Source organism: Streptomyces sp. NPDC029122 (genome assembly GCF_055569445.1).
This window is the reverse complement of record NZ_JBVHWK010000011.1, coordinates 99166-120201: the sequence shown is the minus strand read 5'-3', so window position 1 is coordinate 120201 and position 21036 is coordinate 99166. Positions and strand designations below refer to the sequence as shown.

Below are 21036 nucleotides of genomic sequence, written 5' to 3'. Positions count from 1 at the left end.
AGCGGGCTGCCACCGGGACACAAAGGTGGCCGCACGGATGAGATTCAAGTGTGACCAAGAACACGCCCGTGCGGCCGATGTTCATCGTACCCCGCCCGGCCGACGGCCCAGTACGGAGAGGGTCAGCCACCTGAGCGAGATGTTCACGGCCATCGCTGACGGCAACGCCGAGGTCCTGGAGCAGAATGCCCAGCGGCGTGCTGCCGTAGAGGAGTTGGCGACGATCCCGTGGAAGGGGGCCGAGAACCGTGCTCGCCGGAAGGCGCTGAAGGCGGCGCTCGACGCGATGCCGGCCTTCCGTCGGGTGACCGGCCCCGCTACGCGCCAGCACGTGAAGGCCACGCTCCGCGCGTCCCTGAACGACGCGATCGGGCAGCAGATCATCACGTTCAACCCGGCGGCCCACGTCGAGATCGATCCGGTGCGCAAGCCGAAGGCGCTGGTGTGGACGGACGAGCGGGTCGCCAAGTGGGAGCAGACCGGCGAGAAGCCCTCTCCCGTGATGGTCTGGACGCCGGAACAGACCGGCGCCTTCCTCGATTTCGTCGCTGGCACCGGCTGTACGCAATGTGGCACCTGATCGCCTTCCGCGGCCTGCGGCGCGGCGAGGCCTGCGGTCAGCCCTGGTCGGAGACCAACCTCGACCGGCACTCCCTCACTGTCACAGGGCAGCTGGTCCAGGACGGCTGGGAGGTCGAGGCGTCCGAGCCGAAAACGGACAGCGGCTTCCGCGCCGTTGCGCTCGATGACGACACCGTCGGCGTCCTGGAGCGGCACCGCAAGCAACAGGAAGCCGACCGTCTGGAGTGGGGGTCGGCATGGGTGAACACCGGGCTCGTCTTCACTCAGGAGGACGGCTCCTGGCTGCACCCGGGCAAGGTGACCGATCTCTTCGAGCGGCGCGTGGCGGCCTCCTACCGCCGATCCGGCTGCACGACCTCCGGCACGGGGCGGCGACGCTCGTGCTGGCGGCCGATATCGACATCAAGATCGTGTCGGACACGCTGGGGCGCAGCGACACCCGGATCACGCGCGACATCTACCAGAGCGTGCTCCCCCACGTCAGCAAGAGCGCCGCCGAGGCCACCGCCAAGCTGGTCCCCCTCCAGCGGAAGGCCGAGCAGGAAGAGCAGGCCCGCAAGGCCGCCAAGAAGGCCAAGCAAGCCGAGAAGGCGAAGGCCAAGGAGAAGAAGGCCAAGGGGAAGAAGGCCGCCCACAAGGGCTGACGGCCCCTCCGCTCACGCATCGCTCACGCACGGGTTTTCGGCCCCAGCCTCCGTATGCGCCGATCGACCCCGGAAACAGCAAAACCCCCAGGTCACGGCGAGTGAGTCCTGGGGGTTCTACAGAGCCGCCTTCGGGATTCGAACCCGAGACCTACGCATTACGAGTGCGTTGCTCTGGCCAACTGAGCTAAGGCGGCACCGCTGGGAAGACAAGAATTTCCTCGGAGGGACGCTCTCATCAGCAGCGGCGCCAAGTCTACAGGGTCAATCCGGGTGCCCCGAACCGGGGCCGGCGGGGGGTGTCAGCAGCGCTTGCCGTCCGCCGGGGGCCGGCCCTCGAGGAGGTAGCGGTTGATCGCCGTGTCGACGCAGTCGCTGCCGCGGCCGTACGCCGTGTGGCCGTCGCCGTCGTACGTGAGGAGCGTGCCCGAGTCGAGCTGGCCGGCCAGGGCCTGGGCCCACTTGTACGGGGTCGCCGGGTCGCGGGTCGTGCCGACCACCACGATCGGGGCCGCGCCCGCCGCCTTCAGCGGCTTCGCCGAGCCCGTGGCCTTCACCGGCCAGTACGCGCAGTTCAGCGAGGCCCAGGCCAGCCCCGCCCCGAAGACCGGGGAGGCCTTCTCGAAGGACGGCAGCGCGGCGTCCACCGCTTCCGGGCCGCTGAAGGCGGGCGGCTGGTCGAGGCAGTTCACGGCGGCGTTGGCGTACATGAGGTTCGCGTACGTGCCGTCCGCCTCGCGCTCGTAGTAGCTGTCGGCGAGGGCCAGCAGGCCGGCGCCGTCACCGTTCAGCGCGTCGGTGAGGGCCTCGCGCAGCTGCGGCCAGGCGCTCTCGTCGTACAGGGCCGCGATCACGCCCGTCGTGGCCAGGGCCTCGCCCAGCGGGCGCGCCGGGTCGCCCGAGGGGACCGGCTGGGCGTCGGCCTTGCGGAAGAACTCCTTCAGGCGCTGCGCCACCGCGTCGGGGCCGCCCTGGCCCAGCGGGCAGCCGGTCTGCTTCGCGCAGTCCTTCGCGAAGGAGCGGAACGCGGTCTCGAAGCCCGCGGTCTGGTCGCGGTTCAGGTCGAGGGACGGCCGGGAGGGGTCCATCGCGCCGTCCAGGACCAGCCGGCCCACCCGGGCCGGGAAGAGGTCCGCGTACGTGGCGCCGAGGAAGGTGCCGTACGAGGCTCCGACGTAGCTCAGCTTCTCGTCGCCGAGGACCGCGCGGAGCACGTCCATGTCCCGGGCGGCGTCCACGGTGGAGACGTGCGGCAGCACCCGCCGGGAGCGCGTCTCGCAGCCCGCCGCGAACTCCTTGAACGCGGCCACCAGCCGGGCCCGCTCCGCCTGGTCGTCCGGCGTCTGGTCAACCTGGGTGAAGCGGTCCATCGCCGGGCCGGTCAGGCACTCGACGGGGCTGCTGCGGGACACGCCGCGCGGGTCGAAGGACACCACGTCGTACTGGGCGCGCACGGGGGCCGGGTAGCCGATGCCCGCGTACGCCTGGAGGTAGCCGATGCCGGAACCGCCGGGGCCGCCGGGATTGACCACCAGGGAGCCCAGCCGCTTGCCCGGCCCGGTGGCGGGGCGGCGGGCCACGGCGAGCTCGACGTCCTGGCCGGAGCCGGGATCCGCGTAGTCCAGCGGCGCCTTCATGGTGGAGCACTGGAAGCCGGGGACACCGCAGTCGCGCCAGCTCAGCTTCTGGTCGTAGTACGGGCGCAGGGCGTCCGGGACGGTGGAGGGCTCGGCCGAGGCCGCCACCTCCGGCCCCCCGGTGGTGCACCCGGAGATCAGCAGCCCGGCGGCCGCGATCACGGTTCCGGCGGTACGCAGCAGGCGCCTGGTGTCCATGCGGCGAGCGTACGTGCTGCGGGCGGCCCCTGTCCGGTGCGCGGGATCCGCCGCGGACGCCCTCCGGGCGTGCGGGGGCTTGGCGTCCCGCCCGGCCGGGCTCCCCGCGGCGCCCGGCCGGGACCGCTCGTACGGGTGAACCGGGTCGGTACCGGCGCGCGGACGGTCAGCCCGCGCGCAGGGACATCGTCATGGCCTCCACCGCGAGGAGCGGCGCCACGTTCCGGTCGAGGGCCTGCCGGCAGGCGATGACCGCTTCGATGCGCCGCAGCGTGCGCTCGGGGCCCGAGGCGCGGGCGATCCGGTCGAGGTCCGGGCGTATGTCCTCATTGGCGATGGCGACGGCCGAGCCGAGCTGGAGGGCCAGCACGTCCCGGTAGAAGCCGATGAGGTCGGTCAGGGCGAGGTCGAGGCTGTCGCGCTGGGTCCTCGTACGACGGCGCTTCTGGCGGTCCTCGAGCTCCTTCATCACCCCGGCGGTGCCGCGCGGCAGCCGGCCCCCGGCGCCCGCTCCGGCGCCGAGCGCGGCCCTCAGGTCCTCGGTCTCCTTGGTGTCGACCTCTTCCGCGACCTGCTTGGCGTCCTCGGCGGCGGCGTCGACCAGCTCCTGCGCGGCCTTGAGGCAGCCGCCCACGTCGTCCACGCGCAGCGGGAGCCTGAGGACGGCGGCGCGGCGGGTCCTGGCGGCCTCGTCGGTGGCGAGCCGGCGGGCCCGGTCGATGTGGCCCTGGGTCGCGCGGGCGGCGGCCGCGGCGGCGGCCGGCTCCACGCCGTCCCGGCGCACCAGCACCTCGGCCACCGCCGCCACGGACGGGGTGGTCAGGGTCAGGTGCCGGCAGCGGGAGCGGATGGTGGGCAGCACGTCCTCCAGAGAGGGCGCGCACAGCAGCCACACCGTCCGCGGAGCGGGCTCCTCCACGGCCTTGAGGAGCACGTTCCCCGCGCCCTCGGTGAGCCGGTCGGCGTCTTCCAGGACGATGACCTGCCAGCGCCCCACGGCGGGCGAGAGCTGGGCGCGGCGGACCAGGTCGCGGGTCTCCTTCACGCCGATGGACAGGAGATCGGTGCGGACGATCTCCACGTCGGCGTGGGTCCCTGCCATCGTGGTGTGGCAGCCGTCGCAGAATCCGCAGCCCGGCTCACCGCCGAGGGCGCGGTCCGGGCTGACGCACTGGAGGGCCGCGGCGAAGGCGCGGGCCGCGGTGGCCCGGCCGCAGCCCGGCGGGCCGGTGAAGAGCCATGCGTGGGTCATCTTGGATGCGGGCGGTGCTGCTTCCCCCCGCTCGATGGCGGTGACGAGGGCGTCGGCGTCGCGGGCGGCGGCGGCCAGCTGCGTCTGCACGCGCTCCTGACCGACCAGGTCTTCCCACACGGGCATGCCGCCCACCGCCTTTCACTCTCCGTGGATACTGCCTGCTCACATTGTGGCGCCCGCCACTGACAATCCCGCCCGCGTTCACGGATCGCCATCACGGACCGTGAACCGTGCTCCTATCCGCGACGGCGGCGGCGCGGCCTGCCCCCGCCCGGGCCGTCGTGCCCGTCCTCGTCGTCGGGGCGCGGCCCCAGCAGCTCGTCCGCCAGGGTCGGCAGGTCGTCCATCGGGGTGGCCTCGGCCCAGTCGGACGGGGCCCGGCGCTCGGGGCCGTCGTCGCCGACGACCGGGAGTTCGCGGGTCACGTCGTTCCCGGCGTCCCGGAAGATGCCCGGCGGCACCCGGTCGGCCGGGGCCTCCTGCGAGTGCGGGGCCGTCGGCCGCTCCGCCGGACGGGTCCGCCCGGACGGATCCGGACGGGCCGCGTCCGGAGCGGGGCCGTCGGGCCGTACGGTCGGCAGGACCGCCGTCTCGTCCACGGAACGGGGGTCGCGCGGGTCGCGCGGGTCGCGCGGGTCGATCTTCGGCACCGGGACGGTCTGGGTCACGTCGTCGGGCTGCACGACCCGGCGGACCACCGGCGTCTCGACCGTGACGGCCTCGTCCGGCAGGGGCTCCTTGCGCATCACGACCTTGGGCGCGGGCGCTTCGGCAGCGGCGGGCTCCGGCGCGGCGGGCGCCTGGGCAGCCGCGGCCGCCGCCGCGGCGGCGGCCGACGCCTCCGCGAGCCGGCGCGCCTCCTCCGCCCGGAGCAGGGCCTCCTCGGCGCGCCGCTGCTTCTCCAGCCGCCGCTCCTCGGCCTCGGCACGCAGCCGGGCCTCCTCCGCCTCCTGGAGCCGGAGCCGCTCCTGTTCGGCGGCGCGCGCCCGCTCCTCGGCCCGTACGCGCAGCCGCTCGGCCTCGGCCCGGGCACGGGCCTCCTCCTCGGCCCTCAGCCGCTCCTCCTCCGCCCGGCGGGCCGCCTCGGCCTCGGCACGCAGCCGGGCCTCCTCGGCCTCCCGGGCCAGCCGGGCCTCCTCCTCGGCCTTCAGCCGGGCTTCCTCCGCCTTGCGCGCGGCCTCCTCCTCGGCCCTGCGCCGGGCTTCCTCCTCCGCGAGCCGCCGGGCCTCGATCCGCGCGGCCACCTCGGCCTCGGAGAGCGGGAGCATCCGGTCCAGGCGGTGGCGCACGACGGTGGTCACCGAGCCGGGGTCCTGGCCGGCGTCGACCACGAGGTAGCGCCCGGGGTCGGCCGCGGCGAGCGTCAGGAAGCCGGCCCGCACCCGCTGGTGGAACTCCGTCGGCTCGGACTCCAGCCGGTCCGGCGCCTCCGTGAACCGCTCCCGGGCGGTCTCCGGGGACACGTCGAGCAGCACGGTCAGGTTCGGCACGAGACCGCCGGTGGCCCACCGGGAGATACGGGCGATCTCGGTCGGGGACAGGTCGCGCCCGGCGCCCTGGTAGGCCACCGAGGAGTCGATGTACCGGTCGGTGATGACCACCGCACCGCGCTCCAGGGCGGGCCGGACGACCGTGTCGACGTGCTCCGCGCGGTCGGCGGCGTACAGCAGGGCCTCGGCGCGGTTCGACAGCCCGGCGGAGGAGATGTCCAGCAGGATCGAGCGGAGCCGCTTGCCGACCGGGGTGGCGCCGGGCTCCCGGGTCACGACGACCTCGTGGCCCTTGTTCCGTATCCAGTCGGCCAGCGCATGCACCTGGGTGGACTTGCCGGCCCCGTCGCCGCCCTCCAGGGCGATGAAGAACCCGGTCGCGGCGGGGGCCTGTACGGGCTCTCCGCCGCGCAGCGCCTCGCGCAGGTCGCGGCGCAGCGGTACGCCCTTGCGGTCGTCGGCCTTGGCGAGGACCACCACCGCGACGGGCAGCAGCAGCACGCCGGCCAGCATCAGCGCGTAGGCGGCGCCGCCGTGCGAGAGGGCGACCTGGCCCCCGCCCAGCCGGTGCGGGCCGATCGCCGCGGCCAGCAGCGGGGCGGCGACCGCCCCGAGGGCGACGGCCACCCGGACCACGGCCTGGAGGTGTCCGGTGACCCGGGCCCGGCGGAACTCCTCGGTCTCCTGGTCGAGCAGGGTGTGCCCGGTGTTGGCGGCCACGCCCGCGGCGGTGCCCGCGAGCAGCGCCAGGAACAGGACGGTCGCCGTGTCCGGGACCAGCCCGGTGAGCAGCAGCGCGATGCCGGTCACCGCCATGGCCAGGGCCAGCAGCCGCCGTCGCGACAGCGCGGGCAGCACCTTGCCGGCCTGGGTGGCGCGGATCCCGAGGGCGGTACCGCCGACGAGGGCGAGCACCAGCAGGGCGTACGCGGACGGGCCGCCGCCCAGGTCGAAGGCGTGCAGCACGGAGACGGAGGCGGCGAGGGCGACGGCCGCGGCGACGGCGGCGCAGGCCACCACGAGCAGCCGGATCGCGCCCGTACGGCCCTTCTCTGGCCGGTCGCCCGCCCTGGGGGCCCGCAGGCCCTCCAGCGGGGAACGCGGCCTCGGGGTCTTGACCGCCGGCACCGCCAGCGGCACCAGCAGCGACACGGACGCGGCGAACAGGCCGGCGGCGACGTACGAGCCCAGCGCCGCCTGGTTCGCGGCGAACCAGTCCACGCCCAGGCCCAGCGCCCGCCCGATCAGGGTCGCGGCGAGCAGCGCGGCGGCCGCCACGGGCATCGCCGCGAAGGCGGTGCGCAGCGTGAGCCGCCGCAGGGCGTCGAGGTGGTCCGGGAGGGGCCGTACGGTCGCCCCCTCCGGCGGCGGCGCCGGCAGCAGCGCGGGCGCGGCGCTCTCCTTGGCCAGGGTCCACACCCGCTCGGCGGCACCGGCGACGAACACGGTGGCCAGCAGCGCGGTCGTGGCGTGCGCGGGGATCCAGTCGAGCCACAGCGGGGCGACCACGAACAACCCGATCCGCAGCGCGTCGGCACCGGCCATCGTCCAGCGGCGGTCCAGCTTGCCTCCAGGGGCGGTGAGCTGGGCCAGCGGGCCGAGCAGGACCGCGCCGAACAGGACGGTGGCGAGGATCCGGACCGCGAACACGGCGGCGACGGCGAAGGCCGCGCCCCGGTAGCCGCCGCCGAAGGGGCTCTCCGTACCGGCCGTGACGGCCGCCTGGAGGGTCAGCAGCACCAGGACCAGCAGGGCGAGGGCGTCACCGATGCCGCTCACCAGCTGGGCACTCCACAGTCGGCGCAGCCCGGGCGTGCGCAGCAGGGCACGCACCGCTCGCTCGCGGGAGTCCGCGGCTAGGGCTTCGTCGTAGGGGGTGTTCTCGGAGTCGGTCACGACCGTCGGCTGCTCGGCTCGCGTCATCCGCCCAGCCTATCCGCTGCGCCTGGCCGTTGCGGGGGCCTGTGGACGACGCCGGGTGTGACCCGCCACCCACCTTCCCGGGCAGCGCCCGCGCCTACGCGGGCAGCCGGGGCGGATGCGGCGGGGGGGGCCGGGGACGCCGAGGGCCCCGCGCCAACCGCGCGGGGCCCTCGGCCTTCCCTGATGCCGGCCGGCGACTACTCGTCCGCCGGGGCGGCCACTGCCTTCTTGGCCGTGGCGGTCGCCTTCTTGGCGGCGGTCGTCTTCTTGGCCGCCGCCGTCGTCGCCTTCGCCGTCGTCGTCTTCTTCGCCGCGGTCTTCTTCGCGGCGGCGGTCTTCGTCGCCGTCGCCTTCTTCGCGGGGGCCTTCTTGGCCGGGGCCTTCTTCGCGGTCTTCTTCGCCGGGCTCTTGGCCCGCTTCTCCGCGAGGAGCTCGTAGCCGCGCTCCGGCGTGATCGTCTCGACGTCGTCGTCCCGCCGCAGCGTCGCGTTCGTCTCGCCGTCCGTCACGTACGGGCCGAAGCGGCCGTCCTTGACCACGACCGGCTTCTCGCTCACCGGGTCCGTGCCCAGCTCCTTCAGCGGCGGCTTGGCCGCGGCCCGGCCCCGCTGCTTCGGCTGCGCGTAGATCGCCAGGGCCTCGTCCAGGGTGATCGAGAACAGCTGGTCCTCGGTCTCCAGGGACCGCGAGTCCGTGCCCTTCTTCAGGTACGGGCCGTAGCGGCCGTTCTGGGCGGTGATCTCCACGCCCTCCGCGTCGGTGCCCACCACGCGCGGCAGCGACATCAGCCTGAGGGCGTCGTCGAGGGTGACCGTGTCCAGGGACATCGACTTGAAGAGGGAGGCCGTCCGCGGCTTGACCGCGTTCTTGCCGGTCTTCGGCGTGCCCTCGGGCAGGATCTCCGTCACGTACGGCCCGTAGCGGCCGTCCTTGGCGACGATCTCGTTGCCGCTGACCGGGTCGGTGCCGAGCTGGAACTCGCCGCTCGGCTTCGCGAACAGCTCCTGCGCGTACTCGACCGTCAGCTCGTCCGGAGCCAGGTCGTCCGGTACGTCGGCCCGCTGGTGGCCCTCCGCGTCCTTCTCGCCCCGCTCCACGTACGGGCCGTAGCGGCCGACGCGCAGCACGATGCCGTCGCCGACCGGGAAGGAGGAGATCTCCCGGGCGTCGATCGCGCCGAGGTCCGTGACCAGCTCCTTCAGGCCGCCGAGGTGGTCGCCGTCGGCCGGTACGACCTCCGAGGCCTCCTCCGAGCCGAAGTAGAAGCGCTTCAGCCACGGCACGGACTGGGCCTCGCCCCGCGCGATGCGGTCGAGGTCGTCCTCCATCTTGGCGGTGAAGTCGTAGTCGACGAGCCGCCCGAAGTGCGTCTCCAGCAGGTTGACCACGGCGAACGACAGGAAGGACGGCACGAGTGCCGTGCCCTTCTTGAAGACGTAGCCGCGGTCGAGGATCGTGCCGATGATCGATGCGTACGTCGACGGGCGGCCGATCTCCCGCTCCTCCAGCTCCTTGACCAGCGAGGCCTCGGTGTAGCGGGCCGGCGGCTTGGTGGAGTGGCCGTCGGCGGTGATCTCCTCGGCCGTCAGCGCGTCGCCCTCCGCGACCTGCGGCAGCCGCCGCTCGCGGTCGTCGAGCTCGGCGTTCGGGTCGTCCGCGCCCTCGACGTAGGCCTTCATGAAGCCGTGGAAGGTGATCGTCTTGCCGGAGGCGCTGAACTCGGCGTCCCGCCCGTCCGCGGCGCGGCCGCCGATCTTCACGGTGACCGAGTTGCCGGTCGCGTCCTTCATCTGAGAAGCGACGGTCCGCTTCCAGATGAGCTCGTACAGGCGGAACTGGTCGCCGGTCAGACCCGTCTCGGCGGGGGTGCGGAAACGATCACCCGAAGGCCGGATCGCCTCGTGCGCCTCCTGCGCGTTCTTGACCTTGCCCGCGTAGACGCGCGGCTTCTCCGGCAGGTAGTCGGCGCCGTAGAGCTGGGTGACCTGCGCCCGCGCCGCCGTCACCGCGGTGTCGGAGAGCGTGGTGGAGTCCGTACGCATGTAGGTGATGAAGCCGTTCTCGTACAGCTTCTGCGCCACCTGCATCGTCGCCTTCGCGCCGAAGCCGAGCTTGCGCGAGGCCTCCTGCTGGAGCGTCGTCGTGCGGAACGGGGCGTACGGGGAGCGGCGGTACGGCTTGGACTCGACCGAGCGGACGGCGAACGACGTCTCGGCCAGCGCGGCGGCGAGCGCCCGCGCACCGGTCTCGTCGAGGTGCAGCACCTCGCTCTTGAGCTGCCCGTTGGCGCCGAAGTCACGGCCCTGCGCGACGCGCTTGCCGTCCACCGAGTTCAGGCGGGCGACCAGCGTCGACGGGTCGGACGCGTCACCGGCGCGCCCGGTGCCGAAGGTTCCGGTCAGGTCCCAGTACTCGGCCGAGCGGAAGGCGATGCGCTCGCGCTCGCGCTCGACGACGAGGCGGGTGGCCACGGACTGGACGCGGCCGGCCGACAGCCGCGGCATGACCTTCTTCCACAGCACCGGCGAGACCTCGTAGCCGTAGAGGCGGTCGAGGATGCGGCGGGTCTCCTGGGCGTCGACCATCCGCTGGTTCAGCTCGCGCGGGTTGGCGACGGCGTCGCGGATCGCGTCCTTGGTGATCTCGTGGAAGACCATCCGGTGGACGGGGACCTTGGGCTTGAGGACTTCCTGGAGGTGCCACGCGATGGCTTCGCCCTCGCGGTCCTCATCGGTGGCGAGGAAGAGTTCGTCGGACTCGGCGAGCAGGTCCTTGAGCTTCCTGACCTGCGCCTTCTTGTCCGCGTTGACGACGTAGATCGGCTGGAAGTCGTGTTCGACGTCCACGCCGAGACGGCGGACCTCACCCGTGTACTTGTCGGGGACCTCGGCCGCGCCGTTGGGGAGGTCGCGAATGTGCCCGACGCTCGCCTCGACGACGTATCCCGGGCCGAGGTAGCCCTTGATCGTCTTCGCCTTGGCAGGGGACTCGACGATGACGAGTCGGCGGCCGCCCTTTGCGGTCTCGCTAGTCGGGGACAACTTGGCTCTTCTCTCCGGTCGGCACTCGGTCGCGGTACGGCGACGCTGCGGAGTGTGACGGTACAGCCCGCCCCCGTGTCAAACGGCACAAGCCCGCAACGGCCACTCGAACGGTAACCCGACAAGTGCCGTTTCTGCCGCCCGGATGCCGCGCCGGGACCCTCGCGGTCACCGGGCAGGGTGGCCTGGGGGCCGTCTGGCCCCGCCCCGGAACCCGTCCCGACGTCGGGTTTCACACCCCGGTGGAGATCGTCCCCGGTGCCCGCTTCAGAACCGCTGGAGACACCAGACGCCGAGGGCCACGGAGCCCGCTCCGGCCAGTACGGCCACCGGTACGGCGACCCCGGGGCGCACGCCTTCGGCGACCGGCGCGCCGTGCCGGGCGCGCGCCCCCGTCCAGGCCAGCAGAGCGGCCCCGAACAGCAGGAACACGGCCGCCGCGAAGATCGCCGGACCGCGTTCCATGCCGTTCCCCTTTTCCCCCGGGCCGCCCGGGGATCCCCCCGGATCCCCGCTGCCCGGGAGCCTGCCAGCCGAGGGGGTACGGCGGGCGAACCCCGGGTTACATCACGGTGCCGGGGGGCCGCCGGCTACCGGGCCGGACCCTGCACGGGCTCCAGGAACCCCTGCTCCACCAGCATCCGGATCGCCTCCGGAGTCCGGTCCCGCAGGACGACCGGATCCTCCTCCATCAGCTGCGCGATCGCGTCGAGGATCCGGCCCGCGCTGAGTGAGCCGTCACACACCCCGGCGAAGCCCGCGCCGACCGTGTCCACCTTGGTGGCGCGGCGCATCCCCCGGTTCTGCCGGAGCACCACGTGCTCGGGGTCCTCCGCGCCCGGCGCGCCGACCTGCTCCTGGACGACCTCCGCGGTCAGCTGGAAGTACCCGGCCAGCAGGGCCGCGTCATCGTGGTCGCGCAGGTAGTCCTGGCGGGCGAAGTGCGCGAGGACGGTGTCACCGAGCGGCTGCTCCACCGAGTGCGGCCACTCCTCGACCACGATCGAGGGCTCGGCCGCGTCCGTGCGGCGCAGCGTGATCCAGCCGAAGCCGACGGCCTTCGTCTTGCGGGCCTCGAACTCGTCCAGCCAGTCCTCGTACCGCGCCGCGTACTCGGCCGGGTCGCTGCGGTGGTCGCCCGCGTCGCGCAGCCACAGCTCGGCGTACTGCGTGACGTCCTGCACGTCACGCTGCACGATCCAGGCGTCGCAGCCGCGCGGCACCCAGGAACGGACCCGGTCGCGCCAGTCCTCCCCCTCCACGTGCTGCCAGTTGCCGAGGAACTGCGCGTACCCGCCCGGGTTGAGGTGGGCCCCCGCCTCCTGGACCAGGGTCCGGCACAGGTCGTCACCGCCCATTCCGCCGTCGCGGTACGTGAGCCGCGCGCCGGGCGAGATCACGAAGGGCGGGTTCGACACGATCAGGTCGTACGTGGCATCGCCCACGGGCTCGAACAGCGAGCCGGCGAGCAGTTCGGCCTGCGGCGCCCCCGAGAGCGCCAGCGTCAAACGGGTGAACTCCAGGGCGCGCGGGTTGACGTCGGTCGCGGTGACCCGGGTGGCGTGCTGGGCGGCGTGCAGCGCCTGGATCCCGGATCCGGTGCCGAGGTCGAGCGCCGAGGCGACGGGGAGGCGCACGGTGATCCCGGCCAGGGTGGTGGAGGCACCGCCGACGCCGAGCACCACGCCCTCCTCCCGGCTGCCGATCCCGCCGGCGCCGCCGACCGCGCAGCCGAGGTCCGAGACGATGAACCAGTCCTCGCCGTCGGGCCCGCCGTACGGGCGTACGTCGACGGTGGCGTGGACCTCGTCGCCCTCCCGGCGCAGCCAGCCGTCGGCGACGGCGGCCTCGACGGGCAGCGCGGCGGCGGCGTGCACGTACGGCTCCGGCTGCTGGAGCAGGAACAGCCGGATCAGAGCCGCGAGCGCCTCGTCACCCGCCCCGCGGGTGGCCCGCAGGGCGGGGACCGTCTCGCTGCGGGCCAGCGCGGCGTAGGCGGGGGCTCCGAGCAGGTCGAGCAGTCCGTCGGCGGTGAATCCCGCGGCGAGGAAGGCCTCGCGGAGCTCGGCGGCGCGGTCGGGCTTGGGAAGGCTGGTGGTACTCACCCGACCATTGTGGCCGCTGGGACCGGCAATCCGTACGAGCCCCCGCGCGCGGGACACGAACTGCCGGCGCCGTGGACCCGCCGGCTCGACCGGCGCGTCGCGCAGCCGCCGCCGGCGCCGTGGACCCGCCGGCCCGACCGGCCCGGCCGGTCAGCCGTTGGCGGGCGTCTTGACCTGGCAGCCCTTCTGGCTGTAGATCCGCTTGAGGCCGGTCGAATTGAGCTTCTCCTTGGCCGCCGTCTCGTTGGCCGCGACCTCGGTGAGTCCGCCGGCGACCTCCTGGAGGCCGTCCGCGAACTTGCTCTGGTCCTTCGGGTCGAGCGCGTCGATCTTCGTCTTGAGATCGGTGTAGCGCTTGGAGATCTCGCCGTAGCTCTTGACCACGGAATCCGCCGCGGCCTTGCCGTCCTTGACGGGGGGTTCGCCCTCCGCCGTCAGGGCGCCGCCCATGGTCTTGTAGGCGTCGGAGAGGGTCTGGAAGGCGGCCGAGTCGGTCTTCTGGACCTCCTCGGGCTTGCTGCTCTGGGTGGCGACCCGCTTCAGCTCGTCGTTGGTCGTCTTGATCTTGGTGAGCTCTGGCTCCCACTTGTCGCAGACCTTCTTGGCCCAGGCGTCGGCCTTCTTGTCGCCGTCGTCCCCACCGCCGCAGCCGGACAGGACGAGCATCAGTACCGCACCGCCGGACACCGCGGCCGCAAGCTTCTTGTTCACCGGATTGGTCCCTTCGAAGGCTCTCGGCCGGAAGATACACGCCCACCAACAGCGCACGCGCAAAGGCGGACGGACGGCGCGTCAGTACGCGCCGCCCGTCCGCCGTTCGGGCGCATCTTCGAGCCGGGCCGGCCCGCGAGGAGCGGGAGCCGGCCTCAGGGGCCCTGGAGCGTCAGGAGACCACCGCCGTGCCGGCCGGCTGGGTCACCCGTTCGGCGTTCGCGCTCCCCGCGTCGTCGCCGACGGCGATGCCGCGGCGCTTGGAGACGTACACCGCGCCGACGATCACCGTGAGGGCGACCACCGCGACGACGGCCCGCACGACCGGGCTGGTGTCCGGGCCGTAGCTGAACTGCACGACCGCCGGGGCGATCAGCAGGGCCACCAGGTTCATGACCTTCAGCAGCGGGTTGATGGCCGGGCCCGCGGTGTCCTTGAAGGGGTCGCCGACGGTGTCGCCGATGACGACCGCGGCATGGGCCTCGCTTCCCTTGCCGCCGTGGTGGCCGTCCTCGACGAGCTTCTTCGCGTTGTCCCACGCTCCGCCGGAGTTGGCGAGGAACACCGCCATCAGAGTGCCGGTGCCGATGGCCCCCGCCAGGAAGGAGCCGAGCGCCCCGACGCCGAGGGAGAAACCGACCGCGATCGGGGTCAGCACGGCGAGCAGGCCGGGCGTGGCGAGCTCCCGCAGCGCGTCCTTGGTGCAGATGTCCACGACGCGGCCGTACTCGGGCTTCTCCGAGTAGTCCATGATCCCGGGGTGCTCGCGGAACTGGCGGCGCACCTCGTAGACGACGGCGCCCGCGGAACGGGAGACGGCGTTGATGGCCAGGCCCGAGAAGAGGAACACGACGGCCGCGCCGAGGATCAGGCCGACGAGGTTGTTGGGCTGGGCGATGTCGAGGCTGAGGTTCATCTCCCCGGCCTTGGCTCCGACCTCCTTCACCGCGCCCGTGATGGCGTCGTTGTACGAGCCGAAGAGCGCGGCCGCGGCGAGGACCGCGGTGGCGATGGCGATGCCCTTGGTGATGGCCTTGGTGGTGTTGCCGACGGCGTCCAGGTCGGTGAGGACCTGGGCGCCCGCGCCCTCGACGTCGCCGGACATCTCCGCGATGCCCTGGGCGTTGTCCGAGACGGGGCCGAAGGTGTCCATGGCCACGATGACGCCGACGGTGGTGAGCAGGCCGGTGCCCGCCAGGGCCACCGCGAAGAGCGCCAGCATGATCGACGTGCCGCCGAGCAGGAAGGCCCCGTAGACGCCGAGGCCGATGAGGAGCGCCGTGTAGACGGCGGACTCGAGACCGACGGAGATGCCGGCCAGGACCACCGTGGCGGGACCCGTCAGCGAGGACTTGCCGATGTCCCGGACGGGGCGGCGGTTGGTCTCGGTGAAGTAGCCGGTCAGCTGCTGGATCAGGGCCGCGAGCACGATGCCGATGGCGACGGCGACGACGGCCAGGACGCGCGGGTCCCCGCTGTGGTTGGCGATGGCGGCGTCCTCGACGCCGACGAGCTCCTTGTAGGTGGCCGGGAGGTAGCTGTAGACGGCGATGGCCACCAGCACGAGGGAGATCACGGCGGAGATGAAGAAGCCCCGGTTGATCGCGGTCATGCCGCTGCGGTCGGAGCGGCGCGGGGCGACCGCGAAGATGCCGATCATGGCGGTGATGACGCCGATGGCGGGCACGATCAGCGGGAAGGCCAGGCCCAGGTCGCCGAAGGCGGCCTTGCCGAGGATGAGCGCGGCCACGAGGGTGACGGCGTAGGACTCGAAGAGGTCGGCCGCCATCCCCGCGCAGTCGCCGACGTTGTCGCCCACATTGTCGGCGATGGTCGCGGCATTGCGCGGATCGTCCTCCGGAATGCCCTGTTCGACCTTGCCGACCAGGTCGGCGCCGACGTCGGCGGCCTTGGTGAAGATGCCGCCGCCCACGCGCATGAACATCGCGATCAGGGCGGCGCCGAGGCCGAAGCCCTCGAGGACCTTGGGGGCGTCCGCGGCGTAGACCAGGACGACGCAGGAAGCGCCGAGCAGGCCCAGGCCGACCGTGAACATGCCGACCACGCCACCGGTGCGGAAGGCGATCTTCATGGCCTTGTGGGCCACGGCGGTCAGGTCCTTGGCGGGTTCGCCCTCGGCGGGGGTGGCCTCGCGGGCGGCCGCGGCGACGCGGACGTTGGCGCGGACCGCGAGGCGCATGCCGATGTAGCCGGTGGCGGCCGAGAAGATGGCCCCGACGAGGAAGAAGGCGGAACGTCCCGCCCGCTGTGTCCAGTCGTCGGCGGGGAGCAGGAAGAGCAGGAAGAAGACCACCACGGCGAAGACGCCGAGGGTGCGCAACTGGCGGCCGAGGTAGGCGTTCGCGCCTTCCTGCACGGCTGCGGCGATCTTCTTCATGCTGTCGGTGCCCTCGTCGGCGGCGAGGACCTGGCGGACCAGGATCTGCGCGACGACGAGCGCGGCCAGGGCCACGCCCGCGATGACGAACACGATGATGCGGTTGTCATCAGTGAGTACTGCGGCTGCCAGATCATGGGCGTGATCCGGAGCGATAGGGGTGAAGAGCCCCGTCATTCGTCCTCCTTGACGTGATGAGCTCAAGATGTGGACGGATTGTAGGGAGCGCGACCTGATCAAAACAGTGCGCGTCAAACGGAATTGGCGGACTCTGGCTCCTCAGCAATAGATCGCGTCACTCCATTACCCCCGAAAGAGGTAATGGGACAAAGACATTGACGACTGATCAGCGATCTAGAGGATTTTCCGGGAAAACGAAAAAGGCCCTGCTCAGCAGGGCCTTGACAGAGATCCGAAGAAATTGATGAAGATCGGAAGATAGGGCGGGAACGGTGCTACGGAAGCGGGGGCACCGCGGTGACGGGCCAGCTCATCCGGATCGTCCCGCCCGATTCCCCACTGGTCACGGAGACGTCGTCGACGAGCCCGCTGATCACCGCGAGACCCATCTCGTCCTCCTCGTCCGTGTCCGGGTCGAGGACGGCGGCGATGCCCGGCACCGACTCGGCGGAACCGCCGGCCGGCCCGGGCACCTCGTCGCCGACCTCGATGGAGAACGACTTCTCCTCCTCGGTCAGCACGACGCGCACGGGCGCGGTCAGGCCGTTGCTGCGGTGCAGTCCGACGGCACGCGAACAGGCCTCGCCCACGGCGAGGCGCACCTCGTCGAGCACGGCTTCCTCCACCCCCGCCCGGCGCGCCACGGCGGCCGCGACGAGGCGGGCCGTCCTGACGTGTTCGGGCTGGGCGCTGAAGCGCAGTTCAACGGTGGCCATGTGCGTCCCCCTCGGACTACGGGCGTGCCTTGACAGGGGCCCGGACCGTCCACGGCCCGGCGCCCCCGCTCCTCGACGGCTCCTCGGTATCCGGAGCCGTACGTCAGTCGGTGGCCTGGACGGCGTCCTCCACCGTGGTGTGGATCGGGAACACCTTGGTCAGACCGGTGATCCGGAAGATCTTCAGGATGCGCTCCTGGTTGCAGACCAGACGCAGCGAGCCCTCGTGCGCGCGCACGCGCTTGAGACCTCCCACGAGCACACCGAGGCCGGTGGAGTCGAGGAAGTCCACTCGCTCCATGTCGACAACCAGGTGGTAGCTGCCGTCGTTCACCAACTCCACCAACTGCTCGCGCAGCTTGGGCGCGGTATACACATCAATCTCGCCACCGACCTCTACGACCGTGCGGTCGCCGACAGTGCGAGTCGACAGGGACAGGTCCACGGATCCTCCAGCACCTTGCTATCGAGCGGCGCCCCCCAGGGGCCTCCCCGTCCGAAGGTAGGGGAGGGGATCGGCTGCCGCGATGGCATTCAATCACTTACCGGCAGGCGCGCACGACGCCTTGGGACCATTGTCCCGCACGCCAGTGACACACTCGGTTCCAATGGCCAACACTCACCGCCCCGGTCCGCCCACGGCACCCGCCGATCCACGACCCGCTCCCGGCACGGTCCTGGACCGCCTGTCACGGGGGCCTTCCCGGGCTGCGCGCATCACCCATACGGAGCACTTGCCCCCTCGGGAGGGCCGTCATGCGGTCTGGCCGCATCGCATCCGAACGGATGTCGTGGCCGCGATCCGGGACGCGGGGATCGACCATCCGTGGGAACACCAGGCAGCGGCCGCCGAGCACGCCCTGGACGGCGAATCCGTGGTCGTCGCCACCGGAACCGCCTCGGGGAAGTCCCTGGCCTACCTGGCGCCCGTGCTGTCCGCCCTCGCGGACGGCGCCGAGGCACCCAACGGGCGGGGTGCGACCGCCCTCTACCTGGCTCCGACCAAGGCTCTGGCCGCCGACCAGCTGCGGGCCGTCCGGAAGCTCGCCGCACCGCTGAAGAACGCCGTACGGCCGGCCGTGTACGACGGGGACACCCCCGTCGAGGAACGCGAGTGGGTGCGCCAGTACGCCAACTACGTGCTGACCAACCCCGACATGCTGCACCGGGGGATCCTGCCCTCCCATCCCCGCTGGTCCTCCTTCCTGAAGGCCCTGCGCTACGTCGTCATCGACGAGTGCCACAGCTACCGCGGCGTGTTCGGCTCCCACGTCGCCCAGGTCCTGCGGCGGCTGCGCCGGCTGTGCGCCCGATACGGCTCCGAGCCGGTCTTCCTGCTGGCGTCCGCCACCGCCAGCGACCCGGCCGCCGCCGCGTCCCGGCTGACCGGCGTCCCGGTCACCGAGATCACCGACGACGCCTCCCCGCGCGGCGAGGTCGTCTTCGCCCTGTGGGAGCCGCCGCTGACGGAGCTCAAGGGCGAGAAGGGCGCCCCGGTGCGCCGGACGGCCACCGCCGAGACGGCCGACCTGCTGACCGACCTGGTCGTCCAGGGCGTACGGACCGTGGCCTTCGTCCGCTCCCGGCGCGGGGCCGAGCTGATCTCCGTGATCGCCAAGGAGCGGCTCGCGGCGGTGGACCGGTCCCTGCCCGGGCGGGTCGCCGCCTACCGGGGCGGCTACCTGCCCGAGGAACGGCGGGCCCTGGAGCGGGCCCTGCACTCCGGGGAACTGCTGGGCCTGGCGGCGACCACCGCCCTGGAGCTGGGCGTGGACGTGTCCGGCCTGGACGCCGTGCTGATCACCGGCTACCCGGGCACCCGGGCCTCGCTGTGGCAGCAGGCCGGGCGCGCCGGGCGCTCGGGCCAGGGCGCCCTGGCCGTGCTGGTCGCCCGCGACGACCCCCTGGACACCTACCTGGTCCACCACCCCGAGGCCCTGTTCCGCCAACCGGTGGAAGCCACCGTCCTGGACCCCGACAACCCGTACGTGCTGGCCCCGCACCTGTGCGCGGCCGCCGCCGAGCTGCCCCTGACCGAAGCCGACCTGGACCTCTTCGGCCCCGCCGCCCGCGGCCTCATGCCGCAGCTGGAGGCGGCGAAACTGCTCCGGCGCCGCGCCACGGCCTGGCACTGGACCCGCCGGGAGCGGGCGTCGGACCTGACCGACATCCGCGGCGGCGGGGGGCGCCCGGTGCAGATCGTGGAGGCCTCGACGGGCCGTCTGCTGGGCACCGTCGACGAATCCGCCTCCCACACGGCCGTCCACGACGGCGCCGTCCACCTCCACCAGGGCCGTACCTACCTGGTGAAACACCTTGACCTGGAGGATTCCGCCGCCCTGGTCGAGGAGGCGAACCCGCCCTTCTCCACCACGGCCCGCGACACCACCTCCATCTCCATCCTGGAGACCGAGACCGAGATCCCCTGGGGCGAGGCCAGGCTCTGCTTCGGCTCCGTCGAGGTCACCAACCAGGTCGTCTCCTACCTGCGCCGCAAACTGATCACCGGTGAGGTGCTCGGCGAGGCCAAGCTCGACCTGCCGCCGCGCACCCTGCGCACCCGGGCCGTGTGGTGGACGGTGACCGAGGACCAGCTGGACGAGGCCCGGATCGGCCCGGAGATCCTCGGCGGCGCCCTGCACGCCGCCGAGCACGCCTCCATCGGCCTGCTCCCGCTGTTCGCCACCTGCGACCGCTGGGACATCGGCGGGGTTTCCGTCCCGCTGCATCCGGACACCCTGCTGCCCACGGTCTTCGTGTACGACGGCCACCCGGGCGGCGCCGGCTTCGCGGAGCGGGCCTTCCAGACGGCCAAGGCCTGGCTGACCGCCACCCGGGACGCCATTGCCGCCTGCGAGTGCGAGGCGGGCTGCCCCTCCTGCATCCAGTCCCCCAAGTGCGGCAACGGCAACGACCCCCTGCACAAGCGCGGCGCCGTACGGCTCCTCACCCGCCTCCTCTCCACGGCTCCCTGACCTCCTCTCCGGCCTCCCCGGCCGGTGAGGCCGGGGAGGCCACGGGCGGCCCCGCCCGGGCCGCGACCTCGGAGGTGAAGGGGCCGGCCCGGACTCCGGCCCGGACCTCCGCCACCTCACCGCCCACCCGGCAGGCGGGCAGTACCGCCCCCTGGGCCCCGGCCACCCGCCGGGCCGCCGCACAGGCCCGCTCGGGGCCGTGCGCCCAGCTCGCGGCCGCCGCCAGGGCTGCCAGATCGGCGGCCGCGCCCGCCCGGTGCCGGGCCACCACCGCCTGCCCGAGCAGCAGCACACCCCCGAACACCGCCACCAGCACCGCGGCCACCACGGTGGCCCACACCGTCGCGACGCCCCGGTCCCGCGGACACCCGCGCAGGCCCGGCCCCCGCCCCGGACGCCCGTCCCGGCGCGGTGGCCCGTCCCGGCGCGGTGGCCCGTCCCGGCCCGGACGCGAATCCCGGCCCGGTGGCCCGTCCCGGCCCGGTGGCCCGTCCCGGCCCGGACTCGAATCCCGGCCCGGAAGCGTGCCCCGGCTCCCTCGCATGCCCCGGCCCGGGCCTGGACGGGCGTCACGGCCCCGGCTCATGGCGGCGGCCCCACGCTGTCCTCCGCCAGGGCCACCGCAAGCGCCCCGAGCCGTACCGGCAGCACGGCCGGGCCGGGCGCCGGAGCGGCCACCCGGACCCGCCACAGATCGCCGGACCGCTCCAGCTCCACCTCCGCCCCCGCCGGGGCGGCTTCCCGGGCCGCCGCGACCGCCGCTTCCACGGGCTCGGACCGGGCCGCCGCCCGGGCACCCGCCCGCGCGGCGTCCACACACCGGATCTGCGCGGCCGCCGCCATCAGCGCCCACACCAGCAGCGCCGCGAACAACACCAGAGCCGGAATGACCACAGCCGCCTCAGCCGTCACATATCCGCGGTCCTCGGAGACCCGACGCTTTCGCTCAGAACGGCACATCGAGCGCCTTGCCGATGGTCGACTGGAGTGCCGCCGAGACGACGTCGCTCGTCACCACCTTGTACAGAACCGCCGCGAACGCACACGCCGCGATCGTGCCCATGGCGTATTCCGAAGTCGACATTCCCGCATCACCCCCACGGCCCTTCAGTACCGCCCGCACCCGAATCCGGATGATCCTCATGACACCCTCCTGTGGGATTACGCTCTTGATCTGATTT

Annotated in this window: 14 protein-coding genes, 1 tRNA gene and 1 pseudogene; 2 read left to right on the top strand and 14 right to left on the bottom strand. The window is 73.0% G+C overall.

Annotated features, from left to right (window positions below; translation table 11 throughout):
• Window positions 1-100: 100 nt before the first annotated feature.
• Window positions 101-1226 (top strand): annotated as a pseudogene (locus ACZ4WZ_RS16000) (tyrosine-type recombinase/integrase); the annotation flags it as partial.
• Window positions 1227-1349: 123 nt separating this feature from the next.
• Here ACZ4WZ_RS16000 and ACZ4WZ_RS15995 read toward each other — a convergent pair.
• From ACZ4WZ_RS15995 to bldG, 11 genes are all read right to left on the bottom strand, one after another.
• Window positions 1350-1423: transfer RNA gene (locus ACZ4WZ_RS15995), tRNA-Thr, on the bottom strand.
• 105 nt (window positions 1424-1528) lie between these two features.
• A complete protein-coding gene (locus ACZ4WZ_RS15990; protein WP_467890384.1) occupies window positions 1529-3061 on the bottom strand; it encodes an alpha/beta hydrolase in 1533 nt (510 codons plus the stop codon).
• Window positions 3062-3227: 166 nt separating this feature from the next.
• Window positions 3228-4439 carry a DNA polymerase III subunit delta' gene (locus ACZ4WZ_RS15985; RefSeq protein ID WP_467890381.1) on the bottom strand — a complete coding sequence of 404 codons (1212 nt, stop codon included), beginning with the start codon at window positions 4437-4439 and terminating at the stop codon, window positions 3228-3230.
• A gap of 113 nt (window positions 4440-4552) precedes the next feature.
• Entirely contained in the window at window positions 4553-7729 is a 3177-nt protein-coding gene (tmk, locus tag ACZ4WZ_RS15980; RefSeq protein ID WP_467890378.1) for a dTMP kinase, read from the bottom strand.
• 197 nt (window positions 7730-7926) lie between these two features.
• Window positions 7927-10770 carry a type I DNA topoisomerase gene (topA, locus tag ACZ4WZ_RS15975; RefSeq protein WP_467890375.1) on the bottom strand — a complete coding sequence of 948 codons (2844 nt, stop codon included), beginning with the start codon at window positions 10768-10770 and terminating at the stop codon, window positions 7927-7929.
• Between the two features lie 267 nt (window positions 10771-11037).
• Window positions 11038-11235: a hypothetical protein gene (locus ACZ4WZ_RS15970; RefSeq protein ID WP_467890372.1), complete on the bottom strand. Its 198-nt coding sequence runs from the start codon at window positions 11233-11235 to the stop codon at window positions 11038-11040.
• Between the two features lie 125 nt (window positions 11236-11360).
• Window positions 11361-12875, bottom strand: coding sequence for a DUF7059 domain-containing protein (locus ACZ4WZ_RS15965; protein ID WP_467890369.1), 1515 nt, complete (start codon window positions 12873-12875; stop codon window positions 11361-11363).
• A gap of 150 nt (window positions 12876-13025) precedes the next feature.
• Window positions 13026-13586: a small secreted protein gene (locus ACZ4WZ_RS15960; RefSeq protein WP_467890366.1), complete on the bottom strand. Its 561-nt coding sequence runs from the start codon at window positions 13584-13586 to the stop codon at window positions 13026-13028.
• Between the two features lie 172 nt (window positions 13587-13758).
• Entirely contained in the window at window positions 13759-16161 is a 2403-nt protein-coding gene (locus tag ACZ4WZ_RS15955; RefSeq protein WP_467890364.1) for a sodium-translocating pyrophosphatase, read from the bottom strand.
• A 278-nt stretch (window positions 16162-16439) separates the two neighbouring features.
• Window positions 16440-16880, bottom strand: a complete 441-nt coding sequence (locus ACZ4WZ_RS15950; RefSeq protein WP_467890361.1) for an ATP-binding protein — start codon at window positions 16878-16880, stop codon at window positions 16440-16442.
• Between the two features lie 103 nt (window positions 16881-16983).
• The gene (bldG, locus tag ACZ4WZ_RS15945; RefSeq protein ID WP_361602310.1) at window positions 16984-17325 is read right to left on the bottom strand and encodes an anti-sigma factor antagonist BldG; all 342 of its coding nucleotides are present in this window, start codon (window positions 17323-17325) and stop codon (window positions 16984-16986) included.
• 82 nt (window positions 17326-17407) lie between these two features.
• Here bldG and ACZ4WZ_RS15940 point away from each other — a divergent pair, with 82 nt between their 5' ends.
• The gene (locus ACZ4WZ_RS15940) at window positions 17408-19855 is read left to right on the top strand and encodes a DEAD/DEAH box helicase (RefSeq protein WP_467890356.1); all 2448 of its coding nucleotides are present in this window, start codon (window positions 17408-17410) and stop codon (window positions 19853-19855) included.
• On the opposite strand, the gene ACZ4WZ_RS15935 is transcribed toward ACZ4WZ_RS15940, so the two are convergent.
• From ACZ4WZ_RS15935 to ACZ4WZ_RS15925, 3 genes are all read right to left on the bottom strand, one after another.
• Window positions 19827-20231 carry an Rv3654c family TadE-like protein gene (locus ACZ4WZ_RS15935; protein WP_467890537.1) on the bottom strand — a complete coding sequence of 135 codons (405 nt, stop codon included), beginning with the start codon at window positions 20229-20231 and terminating at the stop codon, window positions 19827-19829. The genes ACZ4WZ_RS15940 and ACZ4WZ_RS15935 overlap by 29 nt on opposite strands.
• 206 nt (window positions 20232-20437) lie before the next feature.
• Complete coding sequence (locus ACZ4WZ_RS15930) at window positions 20438-20815, bottom strand: TadE family type IV pilus minor pilin (protein WP_467890353.1); 378 nt, start codon at window positions 20813-20815, stop codon at window positions 20438-20440.
• Window positions 20802-20999 (bottom strand): DUF4244 domain-containing protein, encoded by a 198-nt coding sequence (locus ACZ4WZ_RS15925; protein ID WP_388933502.1) that lies wholly within the window; start codon window positions 20997-20999, stop codon window positions 20802-20804. Before ACZ4WZ_RS15925 ends, ACZ4WZ_RS15930 begins: the two co-directional genes overlap by 14 nt.
• Window positions 21000-21036 lie beyond the last annotated feature (37 nt).

What these genes read in the sequence shown, in the direction of transcription:
- tmk (WP_467890378.1), bottom strand. Translation starts at nt 7,729, where the DNA reads ATGACGCGAGCCGAGCAGCCGACGGTCGTGACCGACTCCGAGAACACC.
- ACZ4WZ_RS15950 (WP_467890361.1), bottom strand. Translation starts at nt 16,880, where the DNA reads ATGGCCACCGTTGAACTGCGCTTCAGCGCCCAGCCCGAACACGTCAGG.
- ACZ4WZ_RS15955 (WP_467890364.1), bottom strand. Translation starts at nt 16,161, where the DNA reads ATGACGGGGCTCTTCACCCCTATCGCTCCGGATCACGCCCATGATCTG.
- ACZ4WZ_RS15985 (WP_467890381.1), bottom strand. Translation starts at nt 4,439, where the DNA reads ATGCCCGTGTGGGAAGACCTGGTCGGTCAGGAGCGCGTGCAGACGCAG.
- ACZ4WZ_RS15925 (WP_388933502.1), bottom strand. Translation starts at nt 20,999, where the DNA reads ATGAGGATCATCCGGATTCGGGTGCGGGCGGTACTGAAGGGCCGTGGG.
- ACZ4WZ_RS15990 (WP_467890384.1), bottom strand. Translation starts at nt 3,061, where the DNA reads ATGGACACCAGGCGCCTGCTGCGTACCGCCGGAACCGTGATCGCGGCC.
- ACZ4WZ_RS15940 (WP_467890356.1), top strand. Translation starts at nt 17,408, where the DNA reads ATGGCATTCAATCACTTACCGGCAGGCGCGCACGACGCCTTGGGACCA.
- ACZ4WZ_RS15970 (WP_467890372.1), bottom strand. Translation starts at nt 11,235, where the DNA reads ATGGAACGCGGTCCGGCGATCTTCGCGGCGGCCGTGTTCCTGCTGTTC.
- ACZ4WZ_RS15930 (WP_467890353.1), bottom strand. Translation starts at nt 20,815, where the DNA reads ATGTGCCGTTCTGAGCGAAAGCGTCGGGTCTCCGAGGACCGCGGATAT.